Source organism: Streptomyces canus (assembly GCF_030815415.1).
GTDB classification, from domain to species: Bacteria; Actinomycetota; Actinomycetes; order Streptomycetales; family Streptomycetaceae; genus Streptomyces; species Streptomyces canus_F.
In genome coordinates, this window is the sequence record NZ_JAUSWW010000001.1 from 1,841,361 (window position 1) to 1,867,138 (window position 25,778).

24 protein-coding genes are annotated in these 25,778 nt (G+C 68.8%); 12 read left to right on the forward strand and 12 right to left on the reverse strand.

Annotation, left to right across the window (positions count from 1 at the left end):
* Positions 1 to 7 precede the first annotated feature (7 nt).
* A complete protein-coding gene (locus QF037_RS08690) occupies positions 8 to 331 on the reverse strand; it encodes a DUF2218 domain-containing protein (protein ID WP_307023490.1) in 324 nt (107 codons plus the stop codon).
* A gap of 172 nt (positions 332 to 503) precedes the next feature.
* Between QF037_RS08690 and QF037_RS08695 the strand changes: the two genes are divergently transcribed.
* Positions 504 to 1,775, forward strand: coding sequence for an LPXTG cell wall anchor domain-containing protein (locus QF037_RS08695; RefSeq protein WP_307023491.1), 1,272 nt, complete (start codon positions 504 to 506; stop codon positions 1,773 to 1,775).
* Between the two features lie 6 nt (positions 1,776 to 1,781).
* On the opposite strand, the gene QF037_RS08700 is transcribed toward QF037_RS08695, so the two are convergent.
* The 5 genes from QF037_RS08700 to QF037_RS08720 form a co-directional block, all read right to left on the reverse strand.
* A complete protein-coding gene (locus QF037_RS08700) occupies positions 1,782 to 4,274 on the reverse strand; it encodes a DUF4132 domain-containing protein (RefSeq protein WP_307023492.1) in 2,493 nt (830 codons plus the stop codon).
* A 152-nt stretch (positions 4,275 to 4,426) separates the two neighbouring features.
* Positions 4,427 to 5,614 carry an ABC transporter ATP-binding protein gene (locus tag QF037_RS08705; protein ID WP_307023493.1) on the reverse strand — a complete coding sequence of 396 codons (1,188 nt, stop codon included), beginning with the start codon at positions 5,612 to 5,614 and terminating at the stop codon, positions 4,427 to 4,429.
* Positions 5,615 to 5,702: 88 nt separating this feature from the next.
* Complete coding sequence (locus tag QF037_RS08710; RefSeq protein ID WP_307023494.1) at positions 5,703 to 6,536, reverse strand: carbohydrate ABC transporter permease; 834 nt, start codon at positions 6,534 to 6,536, stop codon at positions 5,703 to 5,705.
* Positions 6,536 to 7,495, reverse strand: a complete 960-nt coding sequence (locus QF037_RS08715; RefSeq protein WP_307023495.1) for a carbohydrate ABC transporter permease — start codon at positions 7,493 to 7,495, stop codon at positions 6,536 to 6,538. Before QF037_RS08715 ends, QF037_RS08710 begins: the two co-directional genes overlap by 1 nt.
* A 70-nt stretch (positions 7,496 to 7,565) precedes the next feature.
* Positions 7,566 to 8,792: an ABC transporter substrate-binding protein gene (locus QF037_RS08720; RefSeq protein WP_307023496.1), complete on the reverse strand. Its 1,227-nt coding sequence runs from the start codon at positions 8,790 to 8,792 to the stop codon at positions 7,566 to 7,568.
* Between the two features lie 756 nt (positions 8,793 to 9,548).
* Here QF037_RS08720 and QF037_RS08725 point away from each other — a divergent pair.
* The 9 genes from QF037_RS08725 to QF037_RS50910 all read left to right on the forward strand — a co-directional run bounded on the left by QF037_RS08725 (position 9,549) and on the right by QF037_RS50910 (position 17,911).
* Positions 9,549 to 9,743, forward strand: coding sequence for a hypothetical protein (locus QF037_RS08725; RefSeq protein ID WP_307023497.1), 195 nt, complete (start codon positions 9,549 to 9,551; stop codon positions 9,741 to 9,743).
* 48 nt (positions 9,744 to 9,791) lie between these two features.
* On the forward strand, positions 9,792 to 10,850 hold the full coding sequence (gene galE, locus QF037_RS08730; protein WP_307023498.1) for a UDP-glucose 4-epimerase GalE: 1,059 nt from the start codon (positions 9,792 to 9,794) through the stop codon (positions 10,848 to 10,850).
* Between the two features lie 110 nt (positions 10,851 to 10,960).
* Positions 10,961 to 11,260: a hypothetical protein gene (locus tag QF037_RS08735; protein ID WP_307023499.1), complete on the forward strand. Its 300-nt coding sequence runs from the start codon at positions 10,961 to 10,963 to the stop codon at positions 11,258 to 11,260.
* Positions 11,230 to 12,090 (forward strand): lipopolysaccharide biosynthesis protein, encoded by an 861-nt coding sequence (locus QF037_RS08740; RefSeq protein WP_307023500.1) that lies wholly within the window; start codon positions 11,230 to 11,232, stop codon positions 12,088 to 12,090. The genes QF037_RS08735 and QF037_RS08740 overlap by 31 nt, the downstream gene beginning before the upstream one ends.
* A gap of 38 nt (positions 12,091 to 12,128) precedes the next feature.
* Positions 12,129 to 13,904 carry a glycosyltransferase gene (locus QF037_RS08745; RefSeq protein WP_307023501.1) on the forward strand — a complete coding sequence of 592 codons (1,776 nt, stop codon included), beginning with the start codon at positions 12,129 to 12,131 and terminating at the stop codon, positions 13,902 to 13,904.
* Positions 13,905 to 14,438: 534 nt separating this feature from the next.
* A complete protein-coding gene (locus QF037_RS08750; RefSeq protein WP_307023502.1) occupies positions 14,439 to 15,689 on the forward strand; it encodes a glycosyltransferase family 4 protein in 1,251 nt (416 codons plus the stop codon).
* Positions 15,690 to 15,837: 148 nt separating this feature from the next.
* Entirely contained in the window at positions 15,838 to 17,073 is a 1,236-nt protein-coding gene (locus QF037_RS08755; RefSeq protein ID WP_307023503.1) for a glycosyltransferase family 4 protein, read from the forward strand.
* 260 nt (positions 17,074 to 17,333) lie between these two features.
* The gene (locus QF037_RS08760; RefSeq protein ID WP_307023504.1) at positions 17,334 to 17,522 is read left to right on the forward strand and encodes a hypothetical protein; all 189 of its coding nucleotides are present in this window, start codon (positions 17,334 to 17,336) and stop codon (positions 17,520 to 17,522) included.
* A 62-nt stretch (positions 17,523 to 17,584) separates the two neighbouring features.
* Positions 17,585 to 17,911 (forward strand): transposase, encoded by a 327-nt coding sequence (locus QF037_RS50910; RefSeq protein ID WP_373463949.1) that lies wholly within the window; start codon positions 17,585 to 17,587, stop codon positions 17,909 to 17,911.
* Here QF037_RS50910 and QF037_RS08765 read toward each other — a convergent pair.
* Positions 17,906 to 19,201: a glycosyltransferase gene (locus QF037_RS08765; RefSeq protein ID WP_307023505.1), complete on the reverse strand. Its 1,296-nt coding sequence runs from the start codon at positions 19,199 to 19,201 to the stop codon at positions 17,906 to 17,908. The two genes, QF037_RS50910 and QF037_RS08765, sit on opposite strands and share 6 nt — an antisense overlap.
* A gap of 116 nt (positions 19,202 to 19,317) precedes the next feature.
* Between QF037_RS08765 and QF037_RS08770 the strand changes: the two genes are divergently transcribed.
* Positions 19,318 to 20,289: a class I SAM-dependent methyltransferase gene (locus tag QF037_RS08770; RefSeq protein WP_307023506.1), complete on the forward strand. Its 972-nt coding sequence runs from the start codon at positions 19,318 to 19,320 to the stop codon at positions 20,287 to 20,289.
* Here the strand turns inward: QF037_RS08770 and QF037_RS08775 are convergent.
* From QF037_RS08775 to QF037_RS08785, 3 genes are read right to left on the reverse strand one after another with little or no spacing between them, the layout of a single operon-like run.
* Positions 20,262 to 21,044, reverse strand: coding sequence for a class I SAM-dependent methyltransferase (locus QF037_RS08775; RefSeq protein WP_307023507.1), 783 nt, complete (start codon positions 21,042 to 21,044; stop codon positions 20,262 to 20,264). The genes QF037_RS08770 and QF037_RS08775 overlap by 28 nt on opposite strands.
* On the reverse strand, positions 21,041 to 22,048 hold the full coding sequence (locus tag QF037_RS08780) for an NAD-dependent epimerase/dehydratase family protein (protein WP_307023508.1): 1,008 nt from the start codon (positions 22,046 to 22,048) through the stop codon (positions 21,041 to 21,043). The genes QF037_RS08775 and QF037_RS08780 overlap by 4 nt, the downstream gene beginning before the upstream one ends.
* Positions 22,048 to 22,740, reverse strand: coding sequence for a sugar transferase (locus QF037_RS08785; protein ID WP_307023509.1), 693 nt, complete (start codon positions 22,738 to 22,740; stop codon positions 22,048 to 22,050). The genes QF037_RS08780 and QF037_RS08785 overlap by 1 nt, the downstream gene beginning before the upstream one ends.
* Positions 22,741 to 22,923: 183 nt before the next feature.
* On the opposite strand from QF037_RS08785, the gene QF037_RS08790 reads away from it, so the two are divergent.
* A complete protein-coding gene (locus QF037_RS08790; protein ID WP_307023510.1) occupies positions 22,924 to 23,751 on the forward strand; it encodes a 2OG-Fe(II) oxygenase in 828 nt (275 codons plus the stop codon).
* Here the strand turns inward: QF037_RS08790 and QF037_RS08795 are convergent.
* Positions 23,748 to 24,713, reverse strand: coding sequence for a glycosyltransferase family 2 protein (locus QF037_RS08795; RefSeq protein WP_307023511.1), 966 nt, complete (start codon positions 24,711 to 24,713; stop codon positions 23,748 to 23,750). The two genes, QF037_RS08790 and QF037_RS08795, sit on opposite strands and share 4 nt — an antisense overlap.
* Positions 24,710 to 25,750, reverse strand: coding sequence for a glycosyltransferase (locus QF037_RS08800; RefSeq protein ID WP_307023512.1), 1,041 nt, complete (start codon positions 25,748 to 25,750; stop codon positions 24,710 to 24,712). The genes QF037_RS08795 and QF037_RS08800 overlap by 4 nt, the downstream gene beginning before the upstream one ends.
* Between the last annotated feature and the right edge of the window lie 28 nt (positions 25,751 to 25,778).

A 25,778-nucleotide genomic window follows, 5' to 3' on the forward strand; every position in this document is an offset into this window, starting at 1 on the left:
GCCGGCCCTATTCGGCGTTGCGCTGGGTCGTGCCCGGCTCGCCCGTGTCCCGCCGCCACTCGACGACCAGCTCGTCCTTGGTGCCGAACCGGACGAGATGCCGTCCCACCACGTCCTCCAGGACGGCGAGGTGCTCGGCATCCGTCTCCACCGCGAGCAGCAGGGCACCCTCGGTCGCGGTGAGCGTGCCGGTGCCGTTCTGGAACACGATGCCGCCCTCCCCCGAACCCTCGTCCCAGCTCGTCTCGCTGCGGCGGCCCAGATGGGAGGCGAGCTGTTTGGCGTAGCGGTGGGGGCGGTCGGTGGCGACTCGGGCTTCCGATCGGGGCATGGTGGTACTCCAGCTGTGGATTCCGGTGCGGTCGGGTGCCCTGAGCTTACTGAGACCTCACGGATCCCTGAGGAGTACAACCATTCGGCGAGCGCTGACGTCTCACTCCCGGGAACTCGCGTTCCCCGCGGTTCGACCGACCGCCACCGCCGATTCATACAAAGGGACCCGCATGTTCCAGGCCGTTCCCGGCTCTCGTACGCTCCGACAGACCACCGGTGCGCTCGGCGCCGTCGCGCTGCTGGCACTGGGCGCCACGCCCGCCGTCGCCGACGACCCGACGCCCGAGCTGGTGCTGGGCGAGATCGCGCCCGTGACAGGGCTGAAGCCGGGCAGTGCCTTCGACGTTCCGGTCTCCTTCACGAACACGGGCACCGAGGCGCTCGGCAAGGTCTGGCTGTCGTACTCCCTCACCCAGGGGCTGAGCCACACCGAGCTGCCCTCCAACTGCGCCCGCTACGAGGTCGGTTCCTTCGACGAGGCGCCCAGCTACTCGTACGCGGTCTGCGAGTTCGACCAGACCGTGGAACCCGGGATCGTCTACGCGCCCGAGAGGTCACAGGAGTTCAAGGCCCTCGGCAAGGCCTACACCGATGAACTCCGTGCCGTCGTCTCCGCGGACGACCCCGCGCCCACGGAGGGCGTCGACGAGGGGCCGGTGCCCGGGACCGGGCCCGCCGTGAAGCTCGTCGAGCAGCCCGACGCCACTCCGGCCGCCCCGGGCTCCGGCGAGCACGAGGGCTGGGACGCCGCCGATGTGCCGGTGAACGCGGTCAACACGGCCGACTTCCAGGTGTCCGGTGCGAAGTTGAAGGGCAAGGTCGGCGAAACCCTGTCCTTCGAGGTGAAGTTCACCAACGCCGGACCCGCGTGGGTGCGCAGGGAGTCCGGCACCGGGGCGACCAAGGTCGTCGTCAAGATGCCCGCCGGGACGACCGTGACCAAGGCCCACGGATTCTGCGACAAGACCGCGGCCCGTACCTACGAGTGCGGCACCAGCCAGGCCTGGGTCGACCCGGGCGACGGTCAGACCTACACCTTCAAGCTGCGGATCGACAAGGCGGTGGCCGGAGCCGAGGGCTCGGTGAAGCTGGCCGGTGAGCCCAGGCCGTTCGACGAGAACACGGCGAACGACACCGCCGCCATCCTCCTCGACGTCGCCGGCAGCGGCGGCGGTTCGACGAGCGGAGGCGGCACCGCGAACGGGGGCGGGTCCACGGGCGGCGGGGGCTCCACGGCCACACCGAGCGCTGACCCCACCGACGGTGGCGGCTCCACGTCGGCCACCGGCGGTTCCACCACGGGCGGCTCCTCCACCCTCGACGGCGACCTGGCGAGCACCGGCTCCTCCTCGACGCTGCCCCTCGCGGGCGCGGCGGCCGCGGCCGTCGCCGCCGGAACCGGTGCCGTGCTGGTGGTACGGCGTCGGAAGGCCCGCCCGTAGCGGTCCTCAGCCGCCCCTCCTGATCTGCCGCAGGATCGTCTCGTCGCTGATCTTCGTGTCGGCGGCGAGAAGCTGCGCCTTGCTCAGGATCAGCGACAGCCGGTCGTCCTCGAACGGCAGGAACACCTTGCCCTCGGCCCCGCGGCGCGCCGGGACGATGCACAGATAGGAGTCGTCCGGCTCCATCAGGATGTTCGCCGAGCCGAGGTGGATCCGGTACGTCCGCAGATCGCCGCGCACGCTCAGCCAGCGGCCGGCAATCGCACACCGGTCGGCGATCTTCAGGCGCGGCAGGATCCGTTCCAGTGCCTCGCGGCGGACCTCGGCGCTCGCCGTCAGGTCGCCGAAGCCGGCTCTGCGCCAGTAAGCGGCGTGACGGCTCTCGCCCCGGTCGCTCCACTCGGGGTCCGCCGCGATCGAGGTGACGCCCACGAACAGATCGATGTCGCGCATCGCCTCGCTGAACACCAGCGGCTCCACGTCGGCCAGCGGAGTCTCGCGCCAGCGCCGGCCGTCTCTTCGTTCGAAGCGCACCTGGTCGGTGGCGGCGCGCTCGATGTCGTGGCCCCCGTCGTCCGCGGGTTCGTGGTGGAAGCAGACCCGCCACCGGCCGTCGGCGAACTCGGCCCGGGCCTCCCCGTACCGCCCGCCGTCGTAGTGGCCCAGGAAGTTGCTCTGCCAGCCGCGCTCCTTGAACAGCGCGTAGAGCTGCCGGTAGTGGACGATGTGGGCGGCGAACCGGTTGGAGTAGACGCCGGTCTCCTCCTCGGCCGGAGTGAGCAGATAGAGCTCCCGGAAGGCCTGCTTGAACGGCTGCCGCAGCCGCTCGCCGACGATCCGCTCCCGCCACGCCCCGATCTCGTCCACCGACGCCCGGATGGGGTGCCACAGCCGCACCCGCTCAGGCCGCCCGTCCGGTCGAGCGGCCGGTGCCACGGCGTGCCACTCCCCGTCAGCGCCCTGGAACTCCCAGATCAGACCCCGCACGAGCACACCGGTGACCGGGTGGTCGCGGTAGTGGCGACACCATGCGTCGTACGGCCATTCCCGAGCCGCCGACATCAGCGCCTCGAGCCGGCCCCGCTCCCCCGCCAGTGTGCCGCGCACCTCCCTGACCAGGTCCTTCAGCTCCTTGAGCGCCTCGGGGAACCCGTCCTTCAGCCCGGCGGGCGCCGTGCGGGACGTCCGCCCGTCGGGGGCGGTGAAGCCGATCCGTACGGTCGTCGCGTCCTCGATCTCCACCCGGACCCGGTGGCCGCCCACCTCGCGTTCCAGCGAGCCGTCCGCTGCCAGACCGTGATCGGGCACGCTGCGCTCGACGAGCTGCTCCGGGGTGATGCCCTGCCGCCCGGCTGCCGCCGTGAGTGCGGTGTCGAGCTGCTTGCGCAGACCCCGGTGCCTGATCCGGGACCGGAGCCGCCACAGGGACTCCAGGGCGGCCGGGTCGTCGATCTCGGCCAGCGCGTTGATCGCGGCGCCCGCGAGCTTGAGGTCCTCGACAACGCCGGTCGGCCGGGCGGCGCCGGTGCGCAGCGCCAGGGCGTCGAGACAGGGCACCGCGGCCGGGCCGGCGGTCAGGGCGGCGGCCCAGACCGTGCCGCGCGCGAGGTCGCCGTCGTTCTGGTGGACGAGGTAGTGGTAGTGGTGGTCGCCGTACTCCCAGGCGGTCTGCCGTCCGCGCTCCCTGCTGCACAGCGGCTCGCCCTTCGCCAGTGCCCTCAGTGTCTCGGCGACGAGGTCCCGCGCCGAGGCCGCTTCGACGGCCGCCAGACACCTCCGGCGCCAGCGCTGTGTGGGACGCGGCGCCGTCAGGTCGGTCAAGTGACGTATGAGTCCGGCCAGTTCGGCACTGGGGGCGGCGACCGCCCGAGCGCGGAGCGGAGCGGCCCAGGGCGCCTGTTCGGGGATGAGGCCGTCGGGGATCTCCGCGCCGTCCACGATCGCGAGCAGGGCGCGGAGACGACGGGCGAGGGAGGCGGCTCCCGATCCGATCTCCGTGTCCAGGAGCTCCGTGTGCGCCCACCGCAGCCAGGGCACGAGCGTGCGGAGGTTCTCGGCGTCGAGCTCCTCCGCGGCGGTCAGGGCGGACCCGAGCGCGTCGGCGAACCAGAAGCCCATGTCGTACTCGGCGGAGCGCAGCAGCATCACTGCGACCTCGGCGGGCGTCCACCCGCGCACCCGTGAGACCAGGGAGCCGATTTCGGATTCGTACTGCCACAGCGTGTCGCCAAAGCTCGCGGCGAGCATCAGGCTCAGGACCGCGGCCCGGCCCTCCTCGTCCCCGCAGGCGGCGAGGCCCGCGTCGATCTCGGCCCGGGTCACCGCGAGCCGCGCCTCGTACTGTTCGTGCGGGCCCGGACCGTGCACCACCGATCCGAATTCGGCTCGCTGCCGTTCCAGAAGATCGACGAGCCACCGCGCACGGGCGAGCGCGCCCGCCCGCACGTCGTCGAACGGGTCGTTCCTGCGGGCCTCGGCCACCAAGGAGTCGTAGAGCATGGCGGGATGATGGCAGGGGGCACTGACAACGCGATCAAGCGATGCAACGAAAAAGGGCCCACCAGGCTCTCGCCTGTGAAGACCCTTCACTGAGTCGCGTCGCTTGAGTCACCGGGTACGGGAATGCGGATCGCGCCCTGTGATGTGCATCGTCAGTCCGCCCTCTCTGGATGCGTAAGGTTCGCTCCGGTCGCCGGGTCGAACACGTGAGCCTTGGCCATGTCGACCTGCAGCTCTACGGGTTCGCCCTCGCGGGCACGCGTGGCGGCGTCCAGACGGGCCACGACGTGCTGGGTGTCGGCACCCGTGTCGCGCAGGCCCGAGTCCTTGGCCAGCTCCTCCAGTTCGGTGGTCGTCGCGGGCCCGCCCTCCGCGGTGAAGTAGACGAACACATCGGAGCCCAGCGACTCCAGTACCTCCACGGTGGCGGTGAAGACCGGACCCGTCCGGTCCCGGTCTTGCGACAGGGCGACGTCCTCGAACGCCTCCGGTCGTAGCCCGACGATGACCTCGCGGGGCGCGTTCTGGCGTTCCAGCGCCTGCCTCGTACGGTCGTCGAGGGTCAGGTCGCCCAGGGACGAGCGCAGGGCACCCTCTTCCAGGGTGGCGTTCACGAAGTTCATCGCCGGGGAGCCGATGAAGCCCGCGACGAAGATGTTGCGCGGCAGGTCGTACAGCTCGGCGGGGGTGCCGATCTGCTGGACCAGGCCCTGCCTCATGACCACGACCCGGTCGCCGAGCGTCATCGCCTCGGTCTGGTCGTGGGTGACGTACACGGTGGTCGTGCCGAGGCGCCGCTGCAGCCGGGAGATCTGGGTGCGCATCTGCACCCGGAGTTTGGCGTCCAGGTTGGACAACGGCTCGTCCATCAGAAACGCCTTGGGATCACGGACGATCGCCCGCCCCATGGCCACCCGCTGGCGCTGACCGCCCGAGAGGTTGGCGGGCTTGCGGTCCAAGTGGTCGGTCAGGTCGAGGATCCGGGCGGCCTCCGTCACCTTGGCGTCGATGGTGGCCTTGTCCACCTTGGCCAGGCGCAGCGGGAAACCCATGTTCTCCCGGACGTTCATGTGCGGGTACAGGGCATAGCTCTGGAACACCATGGCGACGTCGCGTTCCTTGGGAGCGAGGTCGTTGACGACTTGGTCTCCGATGCGCAGGGTGCCCTCGGTGATGTCCTCGAGTCCTGCGATCATGTTCAGGGTGGTGGACTTGCCGCATCCCGACGGCCCGACCAGGATCACGAACTCCCCGTCGGCGATCTCGAGGTCCACGTCCTTCACGGCGAGGGCCCCGTCGGGAAAGCGCTTGGTTACTCCCTCGAGGATGATCTCGGCCATGGTGGTGTCTCCTTGCCTTCATGCCTTCCGGGTCCGAGTTCTGCGGTCGGTGTCTCGGACCGGGGCCTGTCTGCCACGGTAGGCCCGTTCACCCCTTGACTGCCCCGGAGGTCAGTCCGGCGACGATCCGTCGCTGGAAGAACAGGACGAAAACGATGATCGGGATGGTGATGACCACAGCGGCGGCGGCGATCGACCCTGTGGGCTGCTGGAACTGGGAGCTCCCGGTGAAGAACGCGATCGCGGCGGGCACCGTGCGCGCGGACTCGGTGGACGTCAGCGAGATCGCGAACAGGAAGTCGTTCCAGCAGAAGATGAACACGAGGATGGCCGTGGTGAACACGCCCGGCGCGGCCAGCGGCACGATGACCATCCGGAAGGCCTGCGCAGGCGTCGCCCCGTCGACCTTGGCGGCCTTCTCCAGATCCCAGGGGATCTCCCGGAAGAAAGCCGACAGGGTATAGATCGCGAGCGGCAGGGAGAAGGTCATGTACGGGATGATCAGCCCGACCCAGGTGTCGAAGATCCCGATGATCCGCTCGATGTTGAACAGCGGTGACACCAGGGAGATCGGCGGGAACATGGCGATCAGCAGTGACATGCCGATGAGCACCCGCTTGCCGGGGAAGCGGAGCCTGGCCACCGCATAGGCGGCCATGGTGCCGAGCGCCACCGCGATCACCGTGGCGATAAGGGCGATACCGATCGAGTTGATCAGGGCCCGGGTGAACTCGGCGGTCTCGAAGATGCCCCGGTAGTTCTCCCAGGTCCAGTCCGTGGGGATGTAGTTGCCGTCCGTCAGGGTGGCGGGGTCCTTGAACGACAGCGCGGCGATCCACCAGACGGGGAACAAGGCGTACAGCACCACCACCACGTTGATGACACCCCAGCGGGCGGCATGCGACTTCCCGACCTCGGCCATCAGCGCTTCACCTCCGCGCCGGGTGCTGCGGTGCCGAACAGTTTGACGAAGGTGAAGGCGATGATCCCGACGCAGAGGAAGATCAGGACCGAGATCGCCGACCCGATGCCCAGGTTCAGCGAGGTGAACAGGTTGTCGTACCCGAGGATCGACAGGGAGCCGGTCCCCTGGGCGCCCGCGGTCAGGATGTAGATGTTGTCGAAGATCCGGAACGCGTCCAGTGTGCGGAAGAGCAGGGCCACCAGGACGGCCGGTTTCATCAGAGGCAGCATGATCTTGGTGAAGCGCTGCCAGGCGGTGGCACCGTCCACCATGGCTGCCTTCATGGTCTCCTCAGGGACCAGCGCGAGGCCCGCGAGCAGCAGCAGGGCCATGAACGGCGTCGTCTTCCACACCTCGGCGAGGATGATCAGCCAGAGGGCGGGCCACTGCTCGGTCAGTGGGGCCTCCCCGTCGGGCAACAGCTCGGCGAGGTACCCGAGTTCCGGGGTCCAGGCGTACTGCCAGGAGAAGGCGGCGACCACGGTGACGATCCCGTACGGAATGAGGACGGACGTGCGGACGACGCCGCGCCAGAAGATCGTGCGGTGCATCACCAGGGCGAGCCCCATGCCGAGGACCAGTTCGATCGTCACGGACACGGCGGTGATGAACAGCGTGACCCAGAAGGCGTCCCACCAGAACGGGGAGGACAGCACTGCCCCGTAGTTGCTCAGGCCCACGAACTCCGCCTGTCCGGGAAAACGCAGGTCGTACCGCTGGAGGGACAGATAGACGGCGTACCCGATGGGGTAGGCGGTCACGGTGATCATGACGACGACAGCGGGCGCGCAGAGCAGCCAGCCGAGCCGCCGCTCCTGCCTGGCGCCCGCCGAGAGCGCCGCCCGGCCCGGCCCCGCCTGCTCCTTCTCCGCCTCAGGGGGTGGCGGGGTTCCGGCCGGTTGCGCCCGCGTACTCATCTCGGGCCGTCCGGGAACGAGGCCCGCGCGCCGCGGCGCCGGCTGACCAAGTGGTGCGGGAGGAGGTGGTTCATGGGATCACACCCTCGGATCGCAGGGCATCGTCGATCTGCTCCCTGATGGTGTTGACGGAGCTCTCCGGTTTGATCCCGGACGGCGGAGACAGCGTGTGGGAGACCGCGATCGACACGTTCTGGTAGACCGGGGTGATCGGGCGCACGCTCGCCGACTCCAGGGCGGCCAGCACGTCCTTGGAGAAGGGGTACTCCTTCATGAACGCGGGCTCGTCGTACAGGGCGCGCAGGGTGGGCGGCAGACCGCCCTCGAGCGCGGCGGTGAGCTGGTTCTCCCGGTTGCGCAGGCACAGCGCCGCTTCGAAGGCCAGGTCGGGGTGGCGCGAGTAGGCGCTCACCGCCAGGTCGATGCCGCCGATGGTGGGTCGTGCGGGGCGGTTCGCGTCGACCCGGGGGTACGGGGCCCAGCGGAAGTTCTTGAACAGTGCGGGGTTGTTCGCCTTCATCGACGGATAGACGAACGGGTAGTTGAGCTCGAACGCCGCCGTCCCCGACTCCATCGCGAGGCGGTTCTGGTCCTCCATCTGGTTGGGCAGGGAGGGGTCCGCGGCGGGGGACCTCGCCAGATCACGCATGATCCCGGCGGCTCGCACGGCAGGAGCACCGAGGGAGGGCTCGGTCGCGCTCCGGTTGAGGATGGAGCCGCCCGCACTGTTGATCAGCGTGTTGAACCAGACGGTCAGGCCCTCGTACTGGGCGCCCTGGATCTCCACGAAGTGCGGTTTGCCCTGCCGGGCGAGGGCGCCGGCCATGTCCAGCATCTCGGCCCAGGTCCTCGGTGGGGTGGGCACCAAATCCTTGCGGTACCACAGGAGCTGGGTGTTGGTGTTGTACGGGACGGCGTACAGCTTGCCCTTCCAGGTCGAGGTCTGCAGCGGTACGCGCAGGGTGCCCTCGGTGGCCTGTCGCTTCGCCGCCCCCGTCCATTCCCGGATCCAGCGTGCTTCGGCGAACTCCGCGGCCCAGGTGACGTCCAGGCCCAGGATGTCGAGCGAGTCGTCCTCGGCGGCGAGTCTGCGGACGAGCTGCTGACGCTGGCCGTCCGCGGCACGCGGGAGCTTGTTGTAGCTGATCCGGTAGCGGCCGCCCGACGCCCGGCTGCACCGGTCGGCCGCCTTCTGGAGCGCACCGGAGTCGTCGGGGAAGTTGTACCAGTTCAGGGTGGGCCGACCGGAGCCCTCGTCACTGCCACAAGCGGCGAGCAGAGACACCAGCAACGGCATTACTGCGAACGCCCGCAGCCATCGCGTCCCTCTGAGGCGTCCCTTCTGACCCGAAGGGAGCCGACAGCCGCACCTCGCATGCACGCGCTTCACACCTCGCTTCCGGACGGTGGCACGGGACTCGGACCTCGCAGCGATTCCCTCCCGGCGAACACTAAAGACCACATAAAGCAAGATCAAGCACATATCGCATCTAATCGCCCAGCTCTACGGCATGGTGCGCGTGGTGCGGGGCGGTCGCGAACGCGTCGACGCAGCGCCGAGAAGTTCTGCGACGAAGGCGTTCCTGCGCGCAGGAGACACGACACGGACGGATGGTCGACCACTTTGAGGGCCCGACCGGGTTGACATGACCCCTCCGCACCCTCTCCGGTGGCGTCTTCCCGCCTACGACCCTTGACGCTGGGGAGCAATAGGTGGAAGGTCGTATATACACCGTAAACATACGGCGCAGCTCACTCGCGATCAGGAGGGCCTGCTATGACGCGCGGTGAGCTGGTTTCGGCAGATCTTCCCAGGGCAAAACGCCAGCTTGCGCAAATCTCGGACGGCGACGCCTCGCGGTCGCCGACGGCAACCCCGTCTGCGGACGCCCGTACCCGGTCCGCACCGTCCGCCCGACGCCCTTCGCACCCGCGCCCCCGCCCCGACTGCGATCACACCCCCGCCCCGATCTGCCTGGCCGAGTTGATCCGCCCGTCGAGCGCCTCCGCAGGGGCCTGTGCCGCTGCACCCAGCTCCCGGGGCCTCATCGCCATGCTGCTCGATCCGCCGGCGCGCCGCCTCGAACGAATGCCCGTCGTCCCGCTCCTCGGTCTGATGACCTTCCACTACTTCGTCCGCTCCGCCGACGGCACGGCTGTCACTCGCCCTCGGGTTCCTGTCATCGCTGCCGACAGTCGTGGCCATCACACCTCCTGCCCGGGATACGCCACCGCCCTGGGCCGGTGAGGTGTGGTGAACACGGACCGACGCCGCGCGCACAAAGGAGCCACGCCCATGAGTGCACCGTCAACGGTCCTGGTCACCGGTGGAGCCGGCTTCATCGGCAGTCACGCCTGCGTCGAACTGCTGGACCACGGCTATGAGCTGATCGTGGTCGACAACTACTCCAACAGCACACCACAGGTCTTCGCCCGCGTGGAACGGATCGCCGGCCGTTTCGTCGGTGCCGTCTACGACCTGGACATCCGTGATCGGCATGCCCTCTCGGCCGTTTTCGACCGCCATCCCGTGGACGCCGTCGTGCACTTTGCCGCGCACAAGGCGGTGGGCGAGTCGACACGGATGCCCATCGAGTACTACGACACCAACGTCGGCGGCACGACCGCCCTGATGCGGACCATGCACGAGCACGGCGTGCACCAGCTCGTGTTCTCCTCCTCCTGCTCGATCTACGGCGACGCCGGACACGGACCGCTCGACGAAGCCACCCCCGCCCGGCCCGCCAATCCGTACGCGGCCTCCAAGTGGGTCTGCGAACAGATCCTCGCCGACGTCTGCCGCCGATGTCCCGAATACACCGTGCTGTGCCTGCGGTACTTCAACCCGGCCGGCGCCCACCCCAGCGGTCTGCTCGGCGAGGACCCGCGGGGGACGCCCGAGAACCTGATGCCGTACCTGGCGCAAGTGGCCGTCGACCGACGGGAACAGCTGCGTGTGTACGGGGGCGACTACCCCACGCCCGACGGGACCGCGATCCGCGACTACATCCACGTCCTGGACACCGTCGAGGCACACCGCGTCGCGCTCGACCACCTCACCGACGCCCCGGGTATGCACGTGTACAACCTCGGCCTCGGCCACGGCAGTTCGGTCCTCGACGTCGTCGCCGCGTTCTCCAGGGCGTGCGGCAGACCCGTTCCGTACGAGGTCGCGCCGCGCCGCCCCGGCGACGTGGCCGAACTCGTCGCCGACGCCTCCGCCGTGGCGCGCGCCTGGGGCTGGCGCCCCCTCCGGAACCTCAACGACATGTGCCGGGATGCCTGGCACTTCCAGCGGCTCAATCCCCACGGCTACGCAGGATCTCCCCGGCGGCCGAGGGCGCAGGAGAGCTGACCGACCGGTGCCGAGATGCAGTCGGCGCCTCACCTGCCTACGATCGATGAAGAAGGCCCAGGTCGACGCGTAGTCCGCGCCCGGCCTCCTCCGAGCAGGGGAGGCTCGCCTTGCGATTGCTGCTGGCCCACCGGCTGATGGTTGTCTACGTCATGCCGGCCGCGGGCGCCGCCGCTCTCTACATGACCATTCCCAGCTTGCGGACGCCCATGTGGGCCCTCATGAGTCTGGGAGGTGCCGCGGCCATTCTCACCGGTGTCCACGTCAATCGGCCGGCGCACCGATGGCCCTGGCTGGTGGTCGCCGCCGGGCTGCTGGCCTTCGCGGCGGGCGACATCTACTCGCCGTCTTCATCGGCGAACGCGTACCGAAATACAACATGCTGGTTGACGGCGGCATCCAAGGGCTGACAAAACTTGTGCTGCCTCCTGTCCTGCTGGGCCTCGGCTCGTTCGGCATCGTAGGGGCGTCCGGAGGCGGCTACTTGGCTGCCTTTCTCGCATCTCTGTTCTTCATGCGACGGAGACTCGGCTTCCGCTTCGATGCCCGCCTGGTCCGCACCCCTTTGGTCGAGCAGGTCAGATTCTCCGCCGCAAGCTACATCTCAACGGCGCTCGCCCTCGCGCCGATCATGGCGATTCCGCTGATCACGCTACAGCAGCTAGGTGCTGCCGCAGTTGGCTACTTCTACGTGGCGTTCCAGATCGCGAGCCTGCTCAATACGCTGTCGCACCAAGTCGGTGAGGCGGTGTTCGCCGAGGTCTCCCACGAGGAGTCACGCTTCGCCGAGCTCCTGCGACGCTCGGTAATCATCGTGGCTGTTGTACAACTCCCTGCATCTGTCGCTGTCGCCGCAGCCAGTGGCTTCCTGCTGCAGATATTCGGGGACAGCTATGCAACCCACGCACGGACACTGCTTGTCGTTTTGGTGGTCGGCGCCCTCAGCACGGCGCTGAACAGCTTGGCAAGCTACGCGCTCAAGCTGGCCCGACGCCTGACACACCTCGTGCTGAGCCACATCCTCCTCGCCGCTGCGACTATCGGCCTGGCCGCCATGTGGGCGTCCCACGGACTTGTCTGGATCGGCTGGGCCTGGTGCATCGGCAACCTCGCGGCCGGCATCTACGGCATGGCGGCGGCCCTGACCAGCCTACGCAGCCACCCAGCTCCAGCCCCGGCAGAACCACTCGTTTCAAACCAGGAAGGTCACCGAGACCGTCGTCGAACCCACTCGCCGTGACCCGAGCATCTCGGTTCGGGTCAATCAGGAGGCATCTCATGAGAACGCGTACGGTCCTGCTTGCCTCGGCGTACTTCTCTCCCGATCGCGGTGGTCCGGAGCGGTATGTGTGGCATCTCTCAAGAACACTGCACTCCCGGCAGGGCTACCGCGTCATCATCGCGACGACCGCGCCCCGCAGGACGAAGCCCGGCAGGTACGAAGGCCCCGACGGCATCCCGGTGTATCGCATCGCGGCGCCCTGGATGGTGCCAGACACGCCGGTCGGCCTGTACTGGCAGCGCAAGCTTCGCAGCATCATCGACGAAGAGCAGGTGGATCTCGTCAACGGCCACGCGCCCATGTCGCTCTTCGCCGACGCCGCCGCGCGCGCGTGCAGCGACCTGCCGTTCGTGTTGACCTACCACATCGGTCGCCTGCGCAAGGGCCGCCTACTGCCCGAAGCAGCGTGCACCGTGTGCGAACGCGCGGTGCTGGCCAGAGCCGCGCGCCGTGCACAGGAGATCGTGTGCTCCTCGGACTTCATCGCGGCCGACCTGCAAGATCTCTTCGCGGGACGTGCCACAACAATCGCGCCAGGTGTTGATCTCGGATCCTTCACCGCGAGCCCGGTGCGGGAGGTGCGCTGGGAGCAACAGTGCGACCGCACTGTCGAGGTCTTCGACCGTGCTGTCGATAGAAGGAGCCGCCCGGGGCGCACCGTCGCCGTCGTCACGCCCAACTACCCGCCGTTCATCGGCGGCGCCGAGAACTATGCTGCGCGCGTCGCACACGCGATCGCGGACGACCCCGCGCTGCGCGCCGTCGTCATCACCGCGAGCACGACGGGTTGGCGTACCTCGGTCGGGGCCGACGGTGACGTGCCAGTCATTCGACTCGGAACCTGGCTACGCCGGGACACCATGCCGGTCAGTCCGTTGTGGCCGCTACAGCTGCGCCGATGGTTCCGCCGGCTCCAGGTCGACGTCGTCAACGCCCATGCCCCGGCCCCCGGCCTCGGGGACATCGCGGTCGCCGTCTCCGGGCGGCGCCCGACTGTCATGACCTACCACTGCGGATCTATGATCCAGGGCCACACGTTCCGTGACCGAAGGGCCGGCTGGTACGAGCGGCACATCCTGCCCCGAGTGTTCGCGCGCGCCAGTGCGCTCGTCGCCGAGGCACCGGTGTCGCTGGCCTCCCGTTATCCGGGCGCCATCCAGATCACTCCAGGTGTCGACCTGGAACGGTTCACCCCGGGCCCGCCTCCCTCGACACGGCCACGCACCATCCTCTACGTCGGACGCATGGATCGCGGGTCGTCATGGAAAGGTATCGACGTCCTGTTGCGTGCGTTCGCAGTCCTGTCCGACCTGCCCGACGCGCGACTGCGCTTGGTGGGCGGCGGGAATGCCCTCCCCGACCACGTCGCACTCGCCGAGCAACTCGGCATCACCGACCGTGTGGAATTCACCGGTGCGCTCACCGGGGATGCCCTCGTCGCCGCCGTGCAGAGCGCCGCGATGATCGCGCTAGCCTCACGAACAGAGGCGGAATGCCACCCACTTGTGCTGATCGAAGCGATGGCCTGCGGTACACCCATCGTGGGTTCCGATGCGGGAGGCATCCCCTACATCGTCACCCCGGGCATCAACGGGCTGCTCGTCCCACCTGACGACCCCGAAGCACTGGCTGCGGCCTGCCGTCGCCTGCTCCAGGACGGCGACCTCGCCGACCGCATGGGCACAGCCGGCCGACTGCGCGCGGTCGAACGCTACGCCTGGCCGACCCTGACCGACCGCTACCTCCAACTCCTCCGGTCACTGCTTCCTTGAACGCCGACCAGTTGCCGAGCGCGCGCCCCGCGCGGGGTGCAAAAGGCAGGCTTGGTGCTTCCATGGGCACGGACGCCCACAGCAGCGGGCGGCGTGCAACATCAGTGCACGGTCAACGGGGCTCGACCGCCACGGCGCAGCGCGTCCGCGACAGCCAAACCTGCCATTCCTCGATCGCGCATGTCGTCTCTGCCCGCCCGCCCTCGCCGAAGTGGTGAGCGCGCCCGCTGCTGGACGCGCTGGACAGGGCTCTCTCTGCTCTTGACTGTGAGGGTCCTGTCCTGCAATGTATATATACGACGTAAGCTTACATACTTCCCCGAGGGAGCCGTCCGAACTGCCGATCTAGTACCGCAAGCGCGGTGACGAAGGCAGGACGGCGACCTTGCCGACCGCATAGCACAGCCGGCCAACGGCACGCTTGGCGTCAGCCTCGACAGGCTACTCAGCAGGCGCGGCGGAGCGGGCGGGATGGTCCGGCATTGAGGAGCTCTTCGACGCCCTCAAACACCACTCCGGGGAGGTTGCGACAGGATGAAGACCGTCTTGGGACATCCATCCGACCGCACTGTCGAGGTCTTCGAGCGTGCCGCAGACGGCAGCGGCGGCCCGCTGCACACTATTGCCGTCGTCGCGCCCAACTACCCGCCGCGCGTCGGCGGCGCCGAGAACTATGCTGCGCGCGTCGCACACGCGATCGCGGACGACCCCGCGCTGCGCGCCGTCGTCATCACCGCGAGCACGACGGGTTGGCGTACCTCGGTCGGGGCCGACGGTGACGTGCCGGTCATCCGGCTGGGGACATGGGCTCGCCTGTCGAACACGCCGGTAAGCCCATTGTGGCCGCTACAGCTGCGCCGATGGTTCCGCCGACTCCAGGTCGACATCGTCAACGCCCACGGCCCGGTGCCCGGGCTGGGGGATCTGGCGGTCGTCTTCTCCGGGCGGCGCCCGACTGTCATGACCTACCACGCCGGATCTATGATCAAGGGCCACAGGTTCCACGACCCGCTGGCCGGCTGGTATGAGCGGTACATCCTGCCCCGGGTGTTCGCGCGCGCCAGTGCGCTCGTCGCCGTGGCACCGGTGTCGCTGGCCTCCCGTTATCCGGGCGCCATCCAGATCACTCCAGGTGTCGACCTGGAACGGTTCACCCCGGGCCCGCCTCCCTCGACACGGCCACGCACCATCCTCTACGTCGGACGCATGGATCGCGGGTCGTCATGGAAAGGTATCGACGTCCTGTTGCGTGCGTTCGCAGTCCTGTCCGACCTGCCCGACGCGCGACTGCGCTTGGTGGGCGGCGGGAATGCCCTCCCCGACCACGTCGCACTCGCCGAGCAACTCGGCATCACCGACCGTGTGGAATTCACCGGTGCGCTCACCGGGGATGCCCTCGTCGCCGCCGTGCAGAGCGCCGCGATGATCGCGCTAGCCTCACGAACAGAGGCGGAATGCCACCCACTTGTGCTGATCGAAGCGATGGCCTGCGGTACACCCATCGTGGGTTCCGATGCGGGAGGCATCCCCTACATCGTCACCCCGGGCATCAACGGGCTGCTCGTCCCACCTGACGACCCCGAAGCACTGGCTGCGGCCTGCCGTCGCCTGCTCCAGGACGGCGACCTCGCCGACCGCATGGGCACAGCCGGCCGACTGCGCGCGGTCGAACGCTACGCCTGGCCGACCCTGACCGACCGCTACCTCCAACTCCTCCGGTCACTGCCCCCCCCTCCGACACCCGTCCGCCACCGATCACGTCAACAGCGTCGCACAGCACGCTGAGAAACAGGCTCGGCACTGCCGTCCACGCGGCGCTGCCCTCGACAGTCGGCTCGGCGGGCATGGCGCGCCGGAGCATCGGGCAGCACCGTGGGCCACACCACGGCGTCAGGGAGTTCCTCTACGCCGCCCTCAGAAAGGTTACGACAGGATGAAGATCACTCCGGAGCGCCAGTCCAACTGCACAGTCGAACTCTTCAATCGTGCCGTAGAGCGTAGCCACCGCCCTGTGCGCACTGTTGGCGTCGTCGCCTCCTACTACCCACCGCACATCGGTGGCGTCGAGAACTATGCCGCCCGTATGGCCCATGCGGTCGCGGACGACCCCGCGCTGCGCGCCGTCGTCATCACCGCGAACATGGCTGGGTGGCGTACCTCGGTCGGGGTCGACGGTGACGTGCCGGTCATCCGGCTGGGGACATGGGCTCGCCTGTTGAACACGCCCGTTAGCCCATTGTGGCCGCTACAGCTGCGCCGATGGTTCCGCCGGCTGCACGTCGACGTCGTCAACACCCATTTCCCCATCCCCGGCCTGGGAGACATCGCGGTCGCCGTGTCCGGGCGGCGCCCGACCGTCGTGACCTACCACTGCGGATCTATGATCAACGGCCGCAGGTTCCGCGACCCTCTGGTCGGCTGGTACGAGCGGCACATCCTGCCCCGGGTGTTCGCGCGAGCCAGTGCGCTCGTCGCCACGTCACCGGTTTCACTGGCCTCCCGTTTCCATGCGGGCGTCCTCCAGATCACGCCAGGTGTCGACGTGGAACGGTTCACCCCAGGTCCGCCCGCTTCGACGCGGCCACGCACCATCGTCTATGTCGGACGCATGGAACGCGCCGCGTCGGATAAGGGTATCGATGTCCTGCTCAGGGCGTTCGCGGCGCTGGCCGATATGCCGGACGTACGGCTGAAACTCGTAGGGGGCGGGAATGCCCTCCCCGACCACGTGGCGCTGGCCAAACAGCTCGGAATCACCGACCACGTGGAATTCACCGGCGTGATTTCCGATGACTCCCTAGTCGCCGCAGTGCAGAGCGCCGCCATGCTGGCACTGCCATCGCTGACGGAGGCGGAGGGCTTCGGCATGGTGCTGGCCGAAGCGATGGCCTGCGGCACACCCGTCGTGGGTTCCGATGTGGGAGGCATCCCGCACGTCATCACGCCGGGTGTTACGGGACTCCTCGTTCCACCGGGCGATGCGGAGGCGCTGGCTGCGGCCTGCCGTCGCCTGCTCCAGGACGGCGACCTCGCCGACCGCATGGGCACAGCCGGCCGACTGCGCGCGGTCGAACGCTTTGCCTGGCCGGCCCTGACCGACCGCTACCTCCAACTCCTCCGGTCACTTCCCTCTACAGCACCCGTCCGACAGCGACGCCCAGCACGCTGAGAACAGGCTCGGCACCGCCAGCCGCACGGCGCTGCCCTTTCCACACGCCAAGTCTCAGTAGTCGCGCCAACGCGGGAAGTCCGACCCCATCGATGCGGAGAATGCCGCCCGCGCGGTGCCACTGCGACTCCGACCCCGAAGAGCGCCGAGGGCACAGTGGAGATGATCCACCACACCAAGATCGCCCGAGATACGGCTGTGAAGTCCCGGACCCAGGCCATGGTCACCCTCAAGGCCCTGATCGTCACCGTCCCCGACGAGTGCGCGAACAGCTTCGGGGCCGGTCGAAGATGGCCCTCATCGACCGGTGCGCGACACAGCTGCCCGACCCGGTCACCACCGTCCTGGCCTCGGCCAAACGCTCCCTGCGATCGCTGGCCCGCCGCTGGCTGGACCTCGACCAGGAGACCAAGGGGCACGACCAGCTGCTGGGCAAGCTCACCAAGTAGCAGGCTCCGCCCTCGTGGACGCGTTCGTGATCGGCGCGGACACCGCGGCCGAAGTCCTGGTCGTGGTCGGCGACAACCCCGGATGGATCCACTCCCAGGCGGCGTTCGCCAAGCTCGCCGGCGTTTGCCCCGTCCCGGCCTCGTCCGGCAAGACCAACCGGCACCGGCTCAACCGAGGCGGCCATCGACAGCTGAACTCCGGCCTCTACCGGGGCGTCATCGTCCGTATGGCTTCCACCAGCCCACCATCGACTACGTGGCCCGACGCACGAGCGAAGGCACGACGAAAAGAGAGGTCATCCGCTGCCTCAAGCGGTATCTCGCACGCGAGATCTACCAGGTGGTCAGGCATCCAACCGGACCCGTCCCAGCGGCTTGACGAACTATAGGAGCGTCAGCGCACACTCCGCCCCGGCCCGCCCCTCAGACGGCGGCACCGGCAGCCCCAGCAGTCCGCAGTAACAGTTGTCGATGGCTGCGCACATCACCTCCGGCGCAAAGGCCTCCCGCACACGCTCGCGCCCATGCTCCCCCATGGCGCAAGCCTCCCGCGGATGGTCAAGCAGCCAGCCAACCGCCCGGGCCAGACCCTCCGGATCAGCCGGCGCCGCGAGCAGCCCCGTAGCCCCGTGCTCCACCAGATCAGGCACACCATTGACAGCCGTCGCGGCCACCGGGCGGCCGGTGGCAAGCGCCTCGGTGAGTGCACGGCCGAGCCCCTCGTAAAGCGACGTGATCACGAAGACATCCATCGCAGCGACCAGCCAAGCGGCGTCCGGACGGAAGCCAGTGATCCTTATGCGCACGCCGAGTTCGGCGGCGAGCCGTTGGACCTCCTCCGCCAGCGGCCCGTCACCGACCATGATGAACGCTGTGTTCGGGTGCTCGGCATGTACTGCGGCGGCCATCCGGACGAAGTCCAGCGGGGCCTTCTGTGCGTCGATCCGGCCGACCGTGCCGACGAGAGTCGTACCGCGGGGCACGCCGAGCACATGTCGGGCGACGGGATCGAACCGCTCGGGAATGTGCCGCAGGTCCACGGCGGACGGCACCACCTGTACGCGACCCGGCGGAGCCAGTCGCTCCTCGACGGCCTGCTCGGCCACGCGCGGCGCGACGGCGAGGAACCGGTGGGTGAAGCGGCGCGTCGCCCGCTCCAGCCAGCGGTAGGCCGTGCGCTTGGGCCGGGACAGGTACGGATGGAAGCTGAAGCCGTGGAAGGTGTGCACCACCACGGGTGTGCGGCACAACCGCGCGGCGATCCGGCCGAGGAATCCGCCCTTGGCCGAGTGGGTGTGCACTACGGTGAACCGCTCCCGCCGGAGGAGCCGCACCAGCCGCCACAGAACCAGCAGATCCGCGGGGGTCAGGGTGTGCCGGTATCCCGGTATCTCGACCGTGCGTACCCCGGCGGCCCTGGCCCGCTCCCACAGTTCGCCGCCCGGCACTCCGGTGATCCAGACCTCGTACCGGTTGGGGTCCATGCCCGCGGCCGACAGCAGCGTGTTACCACCAGCTCCCGCGTGGAACCGCGTGATGACGTGCAGGACCTTGATGCGGGGCAGCGCCGGCGGCAACGGCAGCAGCGCCGCCGGCGCCACCTTCGGGGGTGGCGTGGGCCAGTCGGCGGCCGTTGCGTCCGACGGCCGCGAGTAAGTGGCAGGGGTCCCGCTCCGCATCATCGATCACCACCGGAGTTTCAGGCGTATATATACATTGTACTCTTCGAGCGATTCGAGGTAATCCGCCCCAAGATGGGGTGTACGAGGCGCGCGTCGAGTCGAAGGGATCCCGTATGCCCCTCGTCGAGCTGACAGCCGTCGAAAAGCTGCTGGTGTGCCCGCGCTGCCGGTCGGACGTGGTGTCCGAGCCCGGCGGCTTCCGTTGCACCGCTCCGGCCTGCCCATGCCACGTCCCGGCGGCCTTCCCCTGGGCCGGGCCATGGCCGGTGCTCGTCGACTTCGAGCGCAGTGTCGTGGACCGGGCGGCGGTGTTGGCACGGGCCGGTCGCCGTGACGCAGCGGAGCTGCCGACCGCCACGGGTGCCGAGGGACTTCCCGCTCCCCTGCGCCGCATCGCCAAGCCTCCCAACCGCGTCGCCGCCCGCAACATTGACCTGCTGCTGCGCGGTCTTCCCGGCCCCTCGCCGAGACTGCTTGTCGTCGGCGGGGCCACCGTCGGCAACGGCGTCGGCGCCGTCTACCGCGATCCGCGGGTCCAGGTGATCGGCTTCGACATCGTCGGCAGCCCGCTGACCCAGTTCATCGCCGATGCCCATGGGATTCCGCTGCCAGCGGGGAGCGTCGACGCGGTGCTGGTGCAGGCCGTACTGGAGCATGTACTCGATCCGGGCCTGGTCGTCGCCGAGATCCACCGGGTGCTCACGGACGGCGGTCTCGTCTACGCGGAGACACCGTTCCTGCAACAAGTGCACGCCGGTGCCCACGACTTCACGCGTTTCACCGCGAGTGGCCATCGCTATCTCTTCCGCCGGTTCGAGGAACTTGCCGCGGGCTCCGTCGCCGGCCCCGGCACCCAACTCCTGTGGAGCGTCGACCATGCGATCCGGGGCCTGACCCGCTCTGCCCTCGCGGGCCGTGCGCTGCGGGGCCTCATGTTCTGGCTGCGCGCCCTCGACCACCTGGTCCCACCGACCTTCGCGGAGGACGACGCGTCGGCCGTCTACTTCCTGGGGCGCAAGCGGGAGCGGGAGATGACGGCCGCGGAGATCATCGGCTACTACCGCGGGGCGCAGGTGTCCGACTGACCGGACAGGCGGCGCCGTCCCGTGCCCCTGACGCTGGTTGTGGAGCAGGGTCCTTTGCGTGCGACACCGGCGACGATGTAGCGCGAAGCTTCGGGTGCGAGGCGTTCGCAGACGACCCGGTCCACCGCTCCCAGGGCGCGACGCTGCTTCTCCGAGCGTCCCAGCAGACCGAGCACCCCGAGCGTCGTGACCTCGTATTCCTCGAACGGAGACAGCAGTGTGTCGATCTCCCCCAGCGAAGGGTAGAGCCAGCCTCTCTGCCCCCAGCCGAAGTGATGGCGAAGTGCCTCGTGTACCCGGCTGCCTCGCGCTCCTTCGACGAACCACAGTTCGCCGTCGGCCCGCAGAGCCCGCCAAATATTCCGCACCGCGGTGCGCTGCAGCGTCATCGCGTCCCTGTCACCGATGCCGAAGACACCGAGCAGCGACTTGAAGGCGACCACGTCGAAGCTCGCGGTGTACGGGAGGTCCAGCACGTCGATCGCCTTGTACTCGACAGCCTGCCCGACCCCGTAGGCGGCGTGGCAGTGGCGAAGCGCGTCCGACGGCTCCTCCACGCCCGAGCAGACAACGCGGAAGCCCTTCGCGGCGAGCCACAGGGTGAGGTTTCCGTGCGTGCCGCCGGCGCCCACCTCCAGAGCCCGCAGTCCGGTCGGGCGCAGGCTCGTGTGCCGTTCCCAAAAGGCGAGCGCCCTGGACCAGTTCACCGTGTCCCAGCCCACGCTCTCCTCGATGAGCTCCTTCCGTAGCATCATCTCGTCTCGCTTCCGTGCAGATCTCGGCGCCCGCGGAGGGCCGGAGCGACGGACGGGCCCGCCGACTCGTCTCGGTGTGATGCGCGTTCGGCGGCGACCATCGCGGCGAGCCCGGTACGGATGTCTGTGACGGGCCGGTAGCCGAAGGCGTCCCGTGCCACGGCGATGTCGGCCGCCGTGCGCCGGGCGTCTCCGGGACGAGCGGGCCCCGACACCACGTTCACCGATGCGGTCAACTCCCCGAGCAGCGCGATGACCTGGTTCATCGTCACCTCGCAGCCGCCGCCGAGGTTGGCGACACCGTTCCACGGGGAGAGCGCGGTCTCCCGCATGGCTGTCACCACGTCCCCGACATAGGTGAAGTCACGGCTTTGGCCACCGTCCCCGTAAAGCGGGAAGGGGCGATGCGTACAGGCGGCCGCCACCAACCGGGAGAACGCCATGTCGGGCCGCTGCCGGGGGCCGTAGACACTGAAGAGCCTCAGGGAGGCCGTCGGGACGCCGAATACGGTGCGGTAGGTCTCGCACAGCTGCTCCGCGGCGAGCTTCGTGACGCCGTACGGGGAGACCGGCCGCGGGCGGAGGGTCTCCGGCGTCGGGTACGTCTCCGCGTCCCCGTAGACCGACGAGCTGGACGCGAAGACCAGTCGGCGCAGCCCCGTGTCCCGCGCCGTCTCCAGTACGCGCTGGGTGACGAGGACGTTGCGTTCGAGGTAGACGGCGAACTCCCCGCCCCAGGAGCCACGGACGCCGGGCTGGCCGGCCAGGTGGTAGACGGCGTCGGAGTCCGCGAACAGCGGCTCCAGGCGGAGGTCCAGAAGGTCGCCCTGCCGGAAGGTGAAGCGGTCATGCCCCAGCAGCCGGTCGAGGTTGTGCCGCTTGCGCGCGGGCTCGTAGAAGTCCGTCATCGCGTCGATGCCGATGACCTCGTCCCCGCACGACACCAGATGCTCGCACAGGTGCGAGCCGATGAATCCGGCCGCGCCGGTCACCATGGCGCGCATCAGGCCTCACCCCCTCGATCGTGCCGGCCGACTCGTTCCCACGGGGCGGTCAGCACGTACAGAACGGTTCGGGCCGCGACCCGTACGACGTTCCCCACTGTGGCGTGGCTCAGGAACTGCGCGTCCAGCGCCACTCGTTCGGGTACGAGCACCGTCAGGTAATACCCCTCGGGATCCGGGCGCCCGTCGAGCTGCGCGGCGTACGCGTGCGATCGGAGCTGGCAGGGCCCGGTCAGCCCCGGGCGGTGCCGGAACACCCATCGGCACTCCGGCGGGTAGCGCCGGGCGAGGTCGGGGACCTCGGGACGCGGGCCGACCAGCGTCATGTCCCCGCGCAACACGTGCCACAGCTGGGGCAGTTCGTCCAGGCTCAGGCGGCGCAGCAGCCGTCCCGTGCCCGTCACCCGCGAGTCCGAGCTGCCGGTGACGCCAGGACCCGCGCTGCTCTCCCGCATGGTGCGGAACTTGTAGAGCGTGAACTCGCCCCCGCCTGCCCGTATCCGTCGCTGCCGGAAAATCACCGGCGGGCCACTCGTCGCCCTCACCAGCAGTACGAGGAGCCCGAGCAGCGGTGCCAGCAGAAGCAGCAAGGTCGAGGCGACGACGATGTCCAGAACCCGGCGCCCCAGCGCCACCCGCACGATGTCCACGGGGGGCAGTGCCTGCCGGGGGACGCGGTCAGTGATGTCCATGCGGTGCCCTCCTCGATCCGGAGGCTTGCAGATACCGTATATTTACATTGTAAACACAATATGCCGCCGATCGTGAGGGCAATGTCGAACGCACTCCGGCACCGCGGCCCCGGTGGCGGGTCAGCAGTGCGCAACGTAGGTTCGAAAGGACGGTGATCTTCCTGCTGACCGTGAGGATGAGCAATGTTCGAGCCGTACTACTTCTCGAGCGACTCCTTGTCAGCCCTCGCCGCCTCCCATCGTGAGCGGTTCCGTACCGCCGAGCCGTTTCCACACGTCGTTCTGGACGACTTCCTGCCCGAAGGGGTTCTGGACCGTGTGGTGGCAGAGTTCCCCGATCCTGGCGAGATCCCCTGGAATCAGTTCGACAGGGCGACGTCGAAGAAGCTGGCGAGCGAAGGGGACGAACTCTTCGGGGAGTTCACCCGGCATCTGATGGCGCAGTTCAACTCCTCGGCGTTCCTCCGCTTCCTCGAGGAGCTGACTGCCATCGACGGCCTCGTCCCAGACCCGTACTTCGAAGGCGGCGGCCTCCATCAGATCGAGCGCGGCGGGTTCCTGAAAGTACACGCGGACTTCAACTGGCACAAAAAACTGCGCCTTGATCGCCGCCTGAACGCCATTCTCTATCTGAACCGGGACTGGGAGGAGTCCTACGGCGGAGCACTGGAGTTGTGGGATCGGAACATGACACACGCAGTCAAGAACCTTCTTCCGGCGTTCAACCGCTTTGTTGTCTTCGCGACCACGGATTTCGCCTATCACGGGCATCCGGAACCGCTGACATGTCCGCCCGACCGGACCCGGCGCTCGCTCGCGCTCTACTACTACACGAACGGCCGCCCGGCAGAAGAACGCAGTTCTGCGCACAGCACCCTGTACCAGAGGCGACCCGGAGAACGCGGGGGCCGCACCCGCAGGGCGGTGGAGCGCATGACTCCGCCGGTCCTGCTGGACGCCGCGAGACACGCCAGGCGACGAGCGCGCTCCGCCAGCCGTGTTGATCGCTAGTCGTACTGACACTGCTGGGGGCTGCCGCAAAGCCAGCGCAGGAACTGCCAGTAGACGGGCACCGTGGCCCGCAGTTCCACCCACCGCCCCCGCAGCGCCGCCGCGGCCAGCCGCACGGCCGGTTCCAGGAACAGGGTCAGTGCCATCAGCGTCCACGCCCGAGGCCTCGTCCAGTGGCGGAAGGCGTACGTGCTGCGGCTGCGCAGCAGCAGGTAGTGCCGCCAGGGCCCCAATTGTGAGGAACTCACCTGTCCGGCGTGACGGACCCGTACCTGCTCCATGTAATAGGAGAGCCAACCGGCGCGGCGCGCACGCAGGGCGAAGTCGACGTCTTCGAGATACAGGAAGTAGCGCTCATCGAAGCCGTCCAACTCGGTGAACAGTTGTCGGCGTACCAGGAAGAACGCTCCGATGACCTGGTCCACGGGGCCCGACCCGGTCAAGTCCTGTGGCCGAATGTGATGTGAGGGGAAGAAAGCGGGCGCGACGCGGTCGAGCCCGGTCATCTTGCCGAGGTAGACGCGCAGGGTGGGAAATCTCGAGCACGAGACCTGCCGATTCCCGTACTCGTCGAGCATGAGCCCTCCGAAGATCCCGATGTTCTCCGCAGGCGGTGTCCCCAGGAACGGGCCGAGAGCCTCCAGAGTGTCGGGGTAGAGCTCCGTGTCCGGGTTGAGGAAGAGCAGCAAGTCGCTGTCGCCGTACGCGGCGCCCTGGTTGCAGGCGACGGCGAAGCCGCGGTTGCGGGTGTTGCGCACCACCTCGAGCGGGATGTCGGCCGCGTCCAGTCGCTGGAGGGAGGAGTCGGTGGAGGCGTTGTCCACAACGACGATCCGCGCCACCCGCAGCTGCGACCGATCGGCCCGGACGATGGAACGGAGGCACTCCCCCAGGTGCCGACCGGCGTTCCAGTTCACGATCACGACGTCGGCGGCCGGGACGGTCCGCGGTGCCGCAGTCATCGGGACGCCGGTCCCAGTTCCAGGGCCCTCGTCCACCGGGACAGCCACGCGTCGTACGAGTACCGCCGGGCAGTGATCTCCCGGGCAGCGCGTCCGAGCCGCTCCCGGGTGGCGGCGGCGTCCTCGATCAGGCCGAGGATCGCACTCGTCCACTCGTCCTGCGTGCGTACCGCCGGCATGCCGAACTGGGACAGCAGGTCGGCGTTGACGCCCAGTGGTTCGGCCACGGCGGGCACCCCGGCGGCAGCGTACTGGAGGAGTTTGTAACCGCACTTGCCGAGGCTGTAGGCAGTCACCGGCAGCGGCATCAGCCCGATGTCCATGGCAGCCAGTGCCGTCCGCTGGGTCCCGGGGCTCCAGGCGACCCGGTCGATGAACGACTCCAGGCCGCCGAGCGACGGGGTGGTGGTGCCGACGAGCGTCAGCCGCGCGCCGGTGCGCCGGTGCACCTCGGTGAGCGCCGTGCCGATCAGCCGGAGGTACGCCTCGTTGTGCGGCGAGCCGATCCAGCCGAGCCGTGGCGGGTCGCGCAGCGCGTACGAGGTCTTGGGCTCGTAGTCCTCCAGGGCCACGCAGCTCGGGATCACCACGACGTCGTGATGGTATTGAGAGGCCCAGTCCGCCAGTACAGCGTTGCCCGCGATGACCCGGTCCGCGTGGCGCACGGCCACGTGCACCTTGCCCGCCTTGGGCGCCAGTCTGCGGACGAGACCACCCTCGCCCAGGTCCCACTGCAGGGCGTCGTCGAAGTCGTACACGGCGAATTCTGCACTCCGCAGCAGCCGCCGCTCCCACCAGCCGCGGCTGAGCGGGGAGGCCTCCCGGTGCAGCAGCAGCCGTCCGGGACGGGCACCGGCAATGGCGCCCAGTCTCAGTTCCGCGCGGGCCAGGGACACCGGGTGACGCACGAGTCGGCTGGCGGAGGCGTCGGACAGCGACAGATAGCTGCCCACGGTGAACTCCGCGCCGATGCGGTCCAGCCACCCGAACACGCGGACCCGGGAGCTTCCCGCTCCCCGGCCGTATGGCGTGACCACACAGCGATCCAGATGACGAGCCATGTTC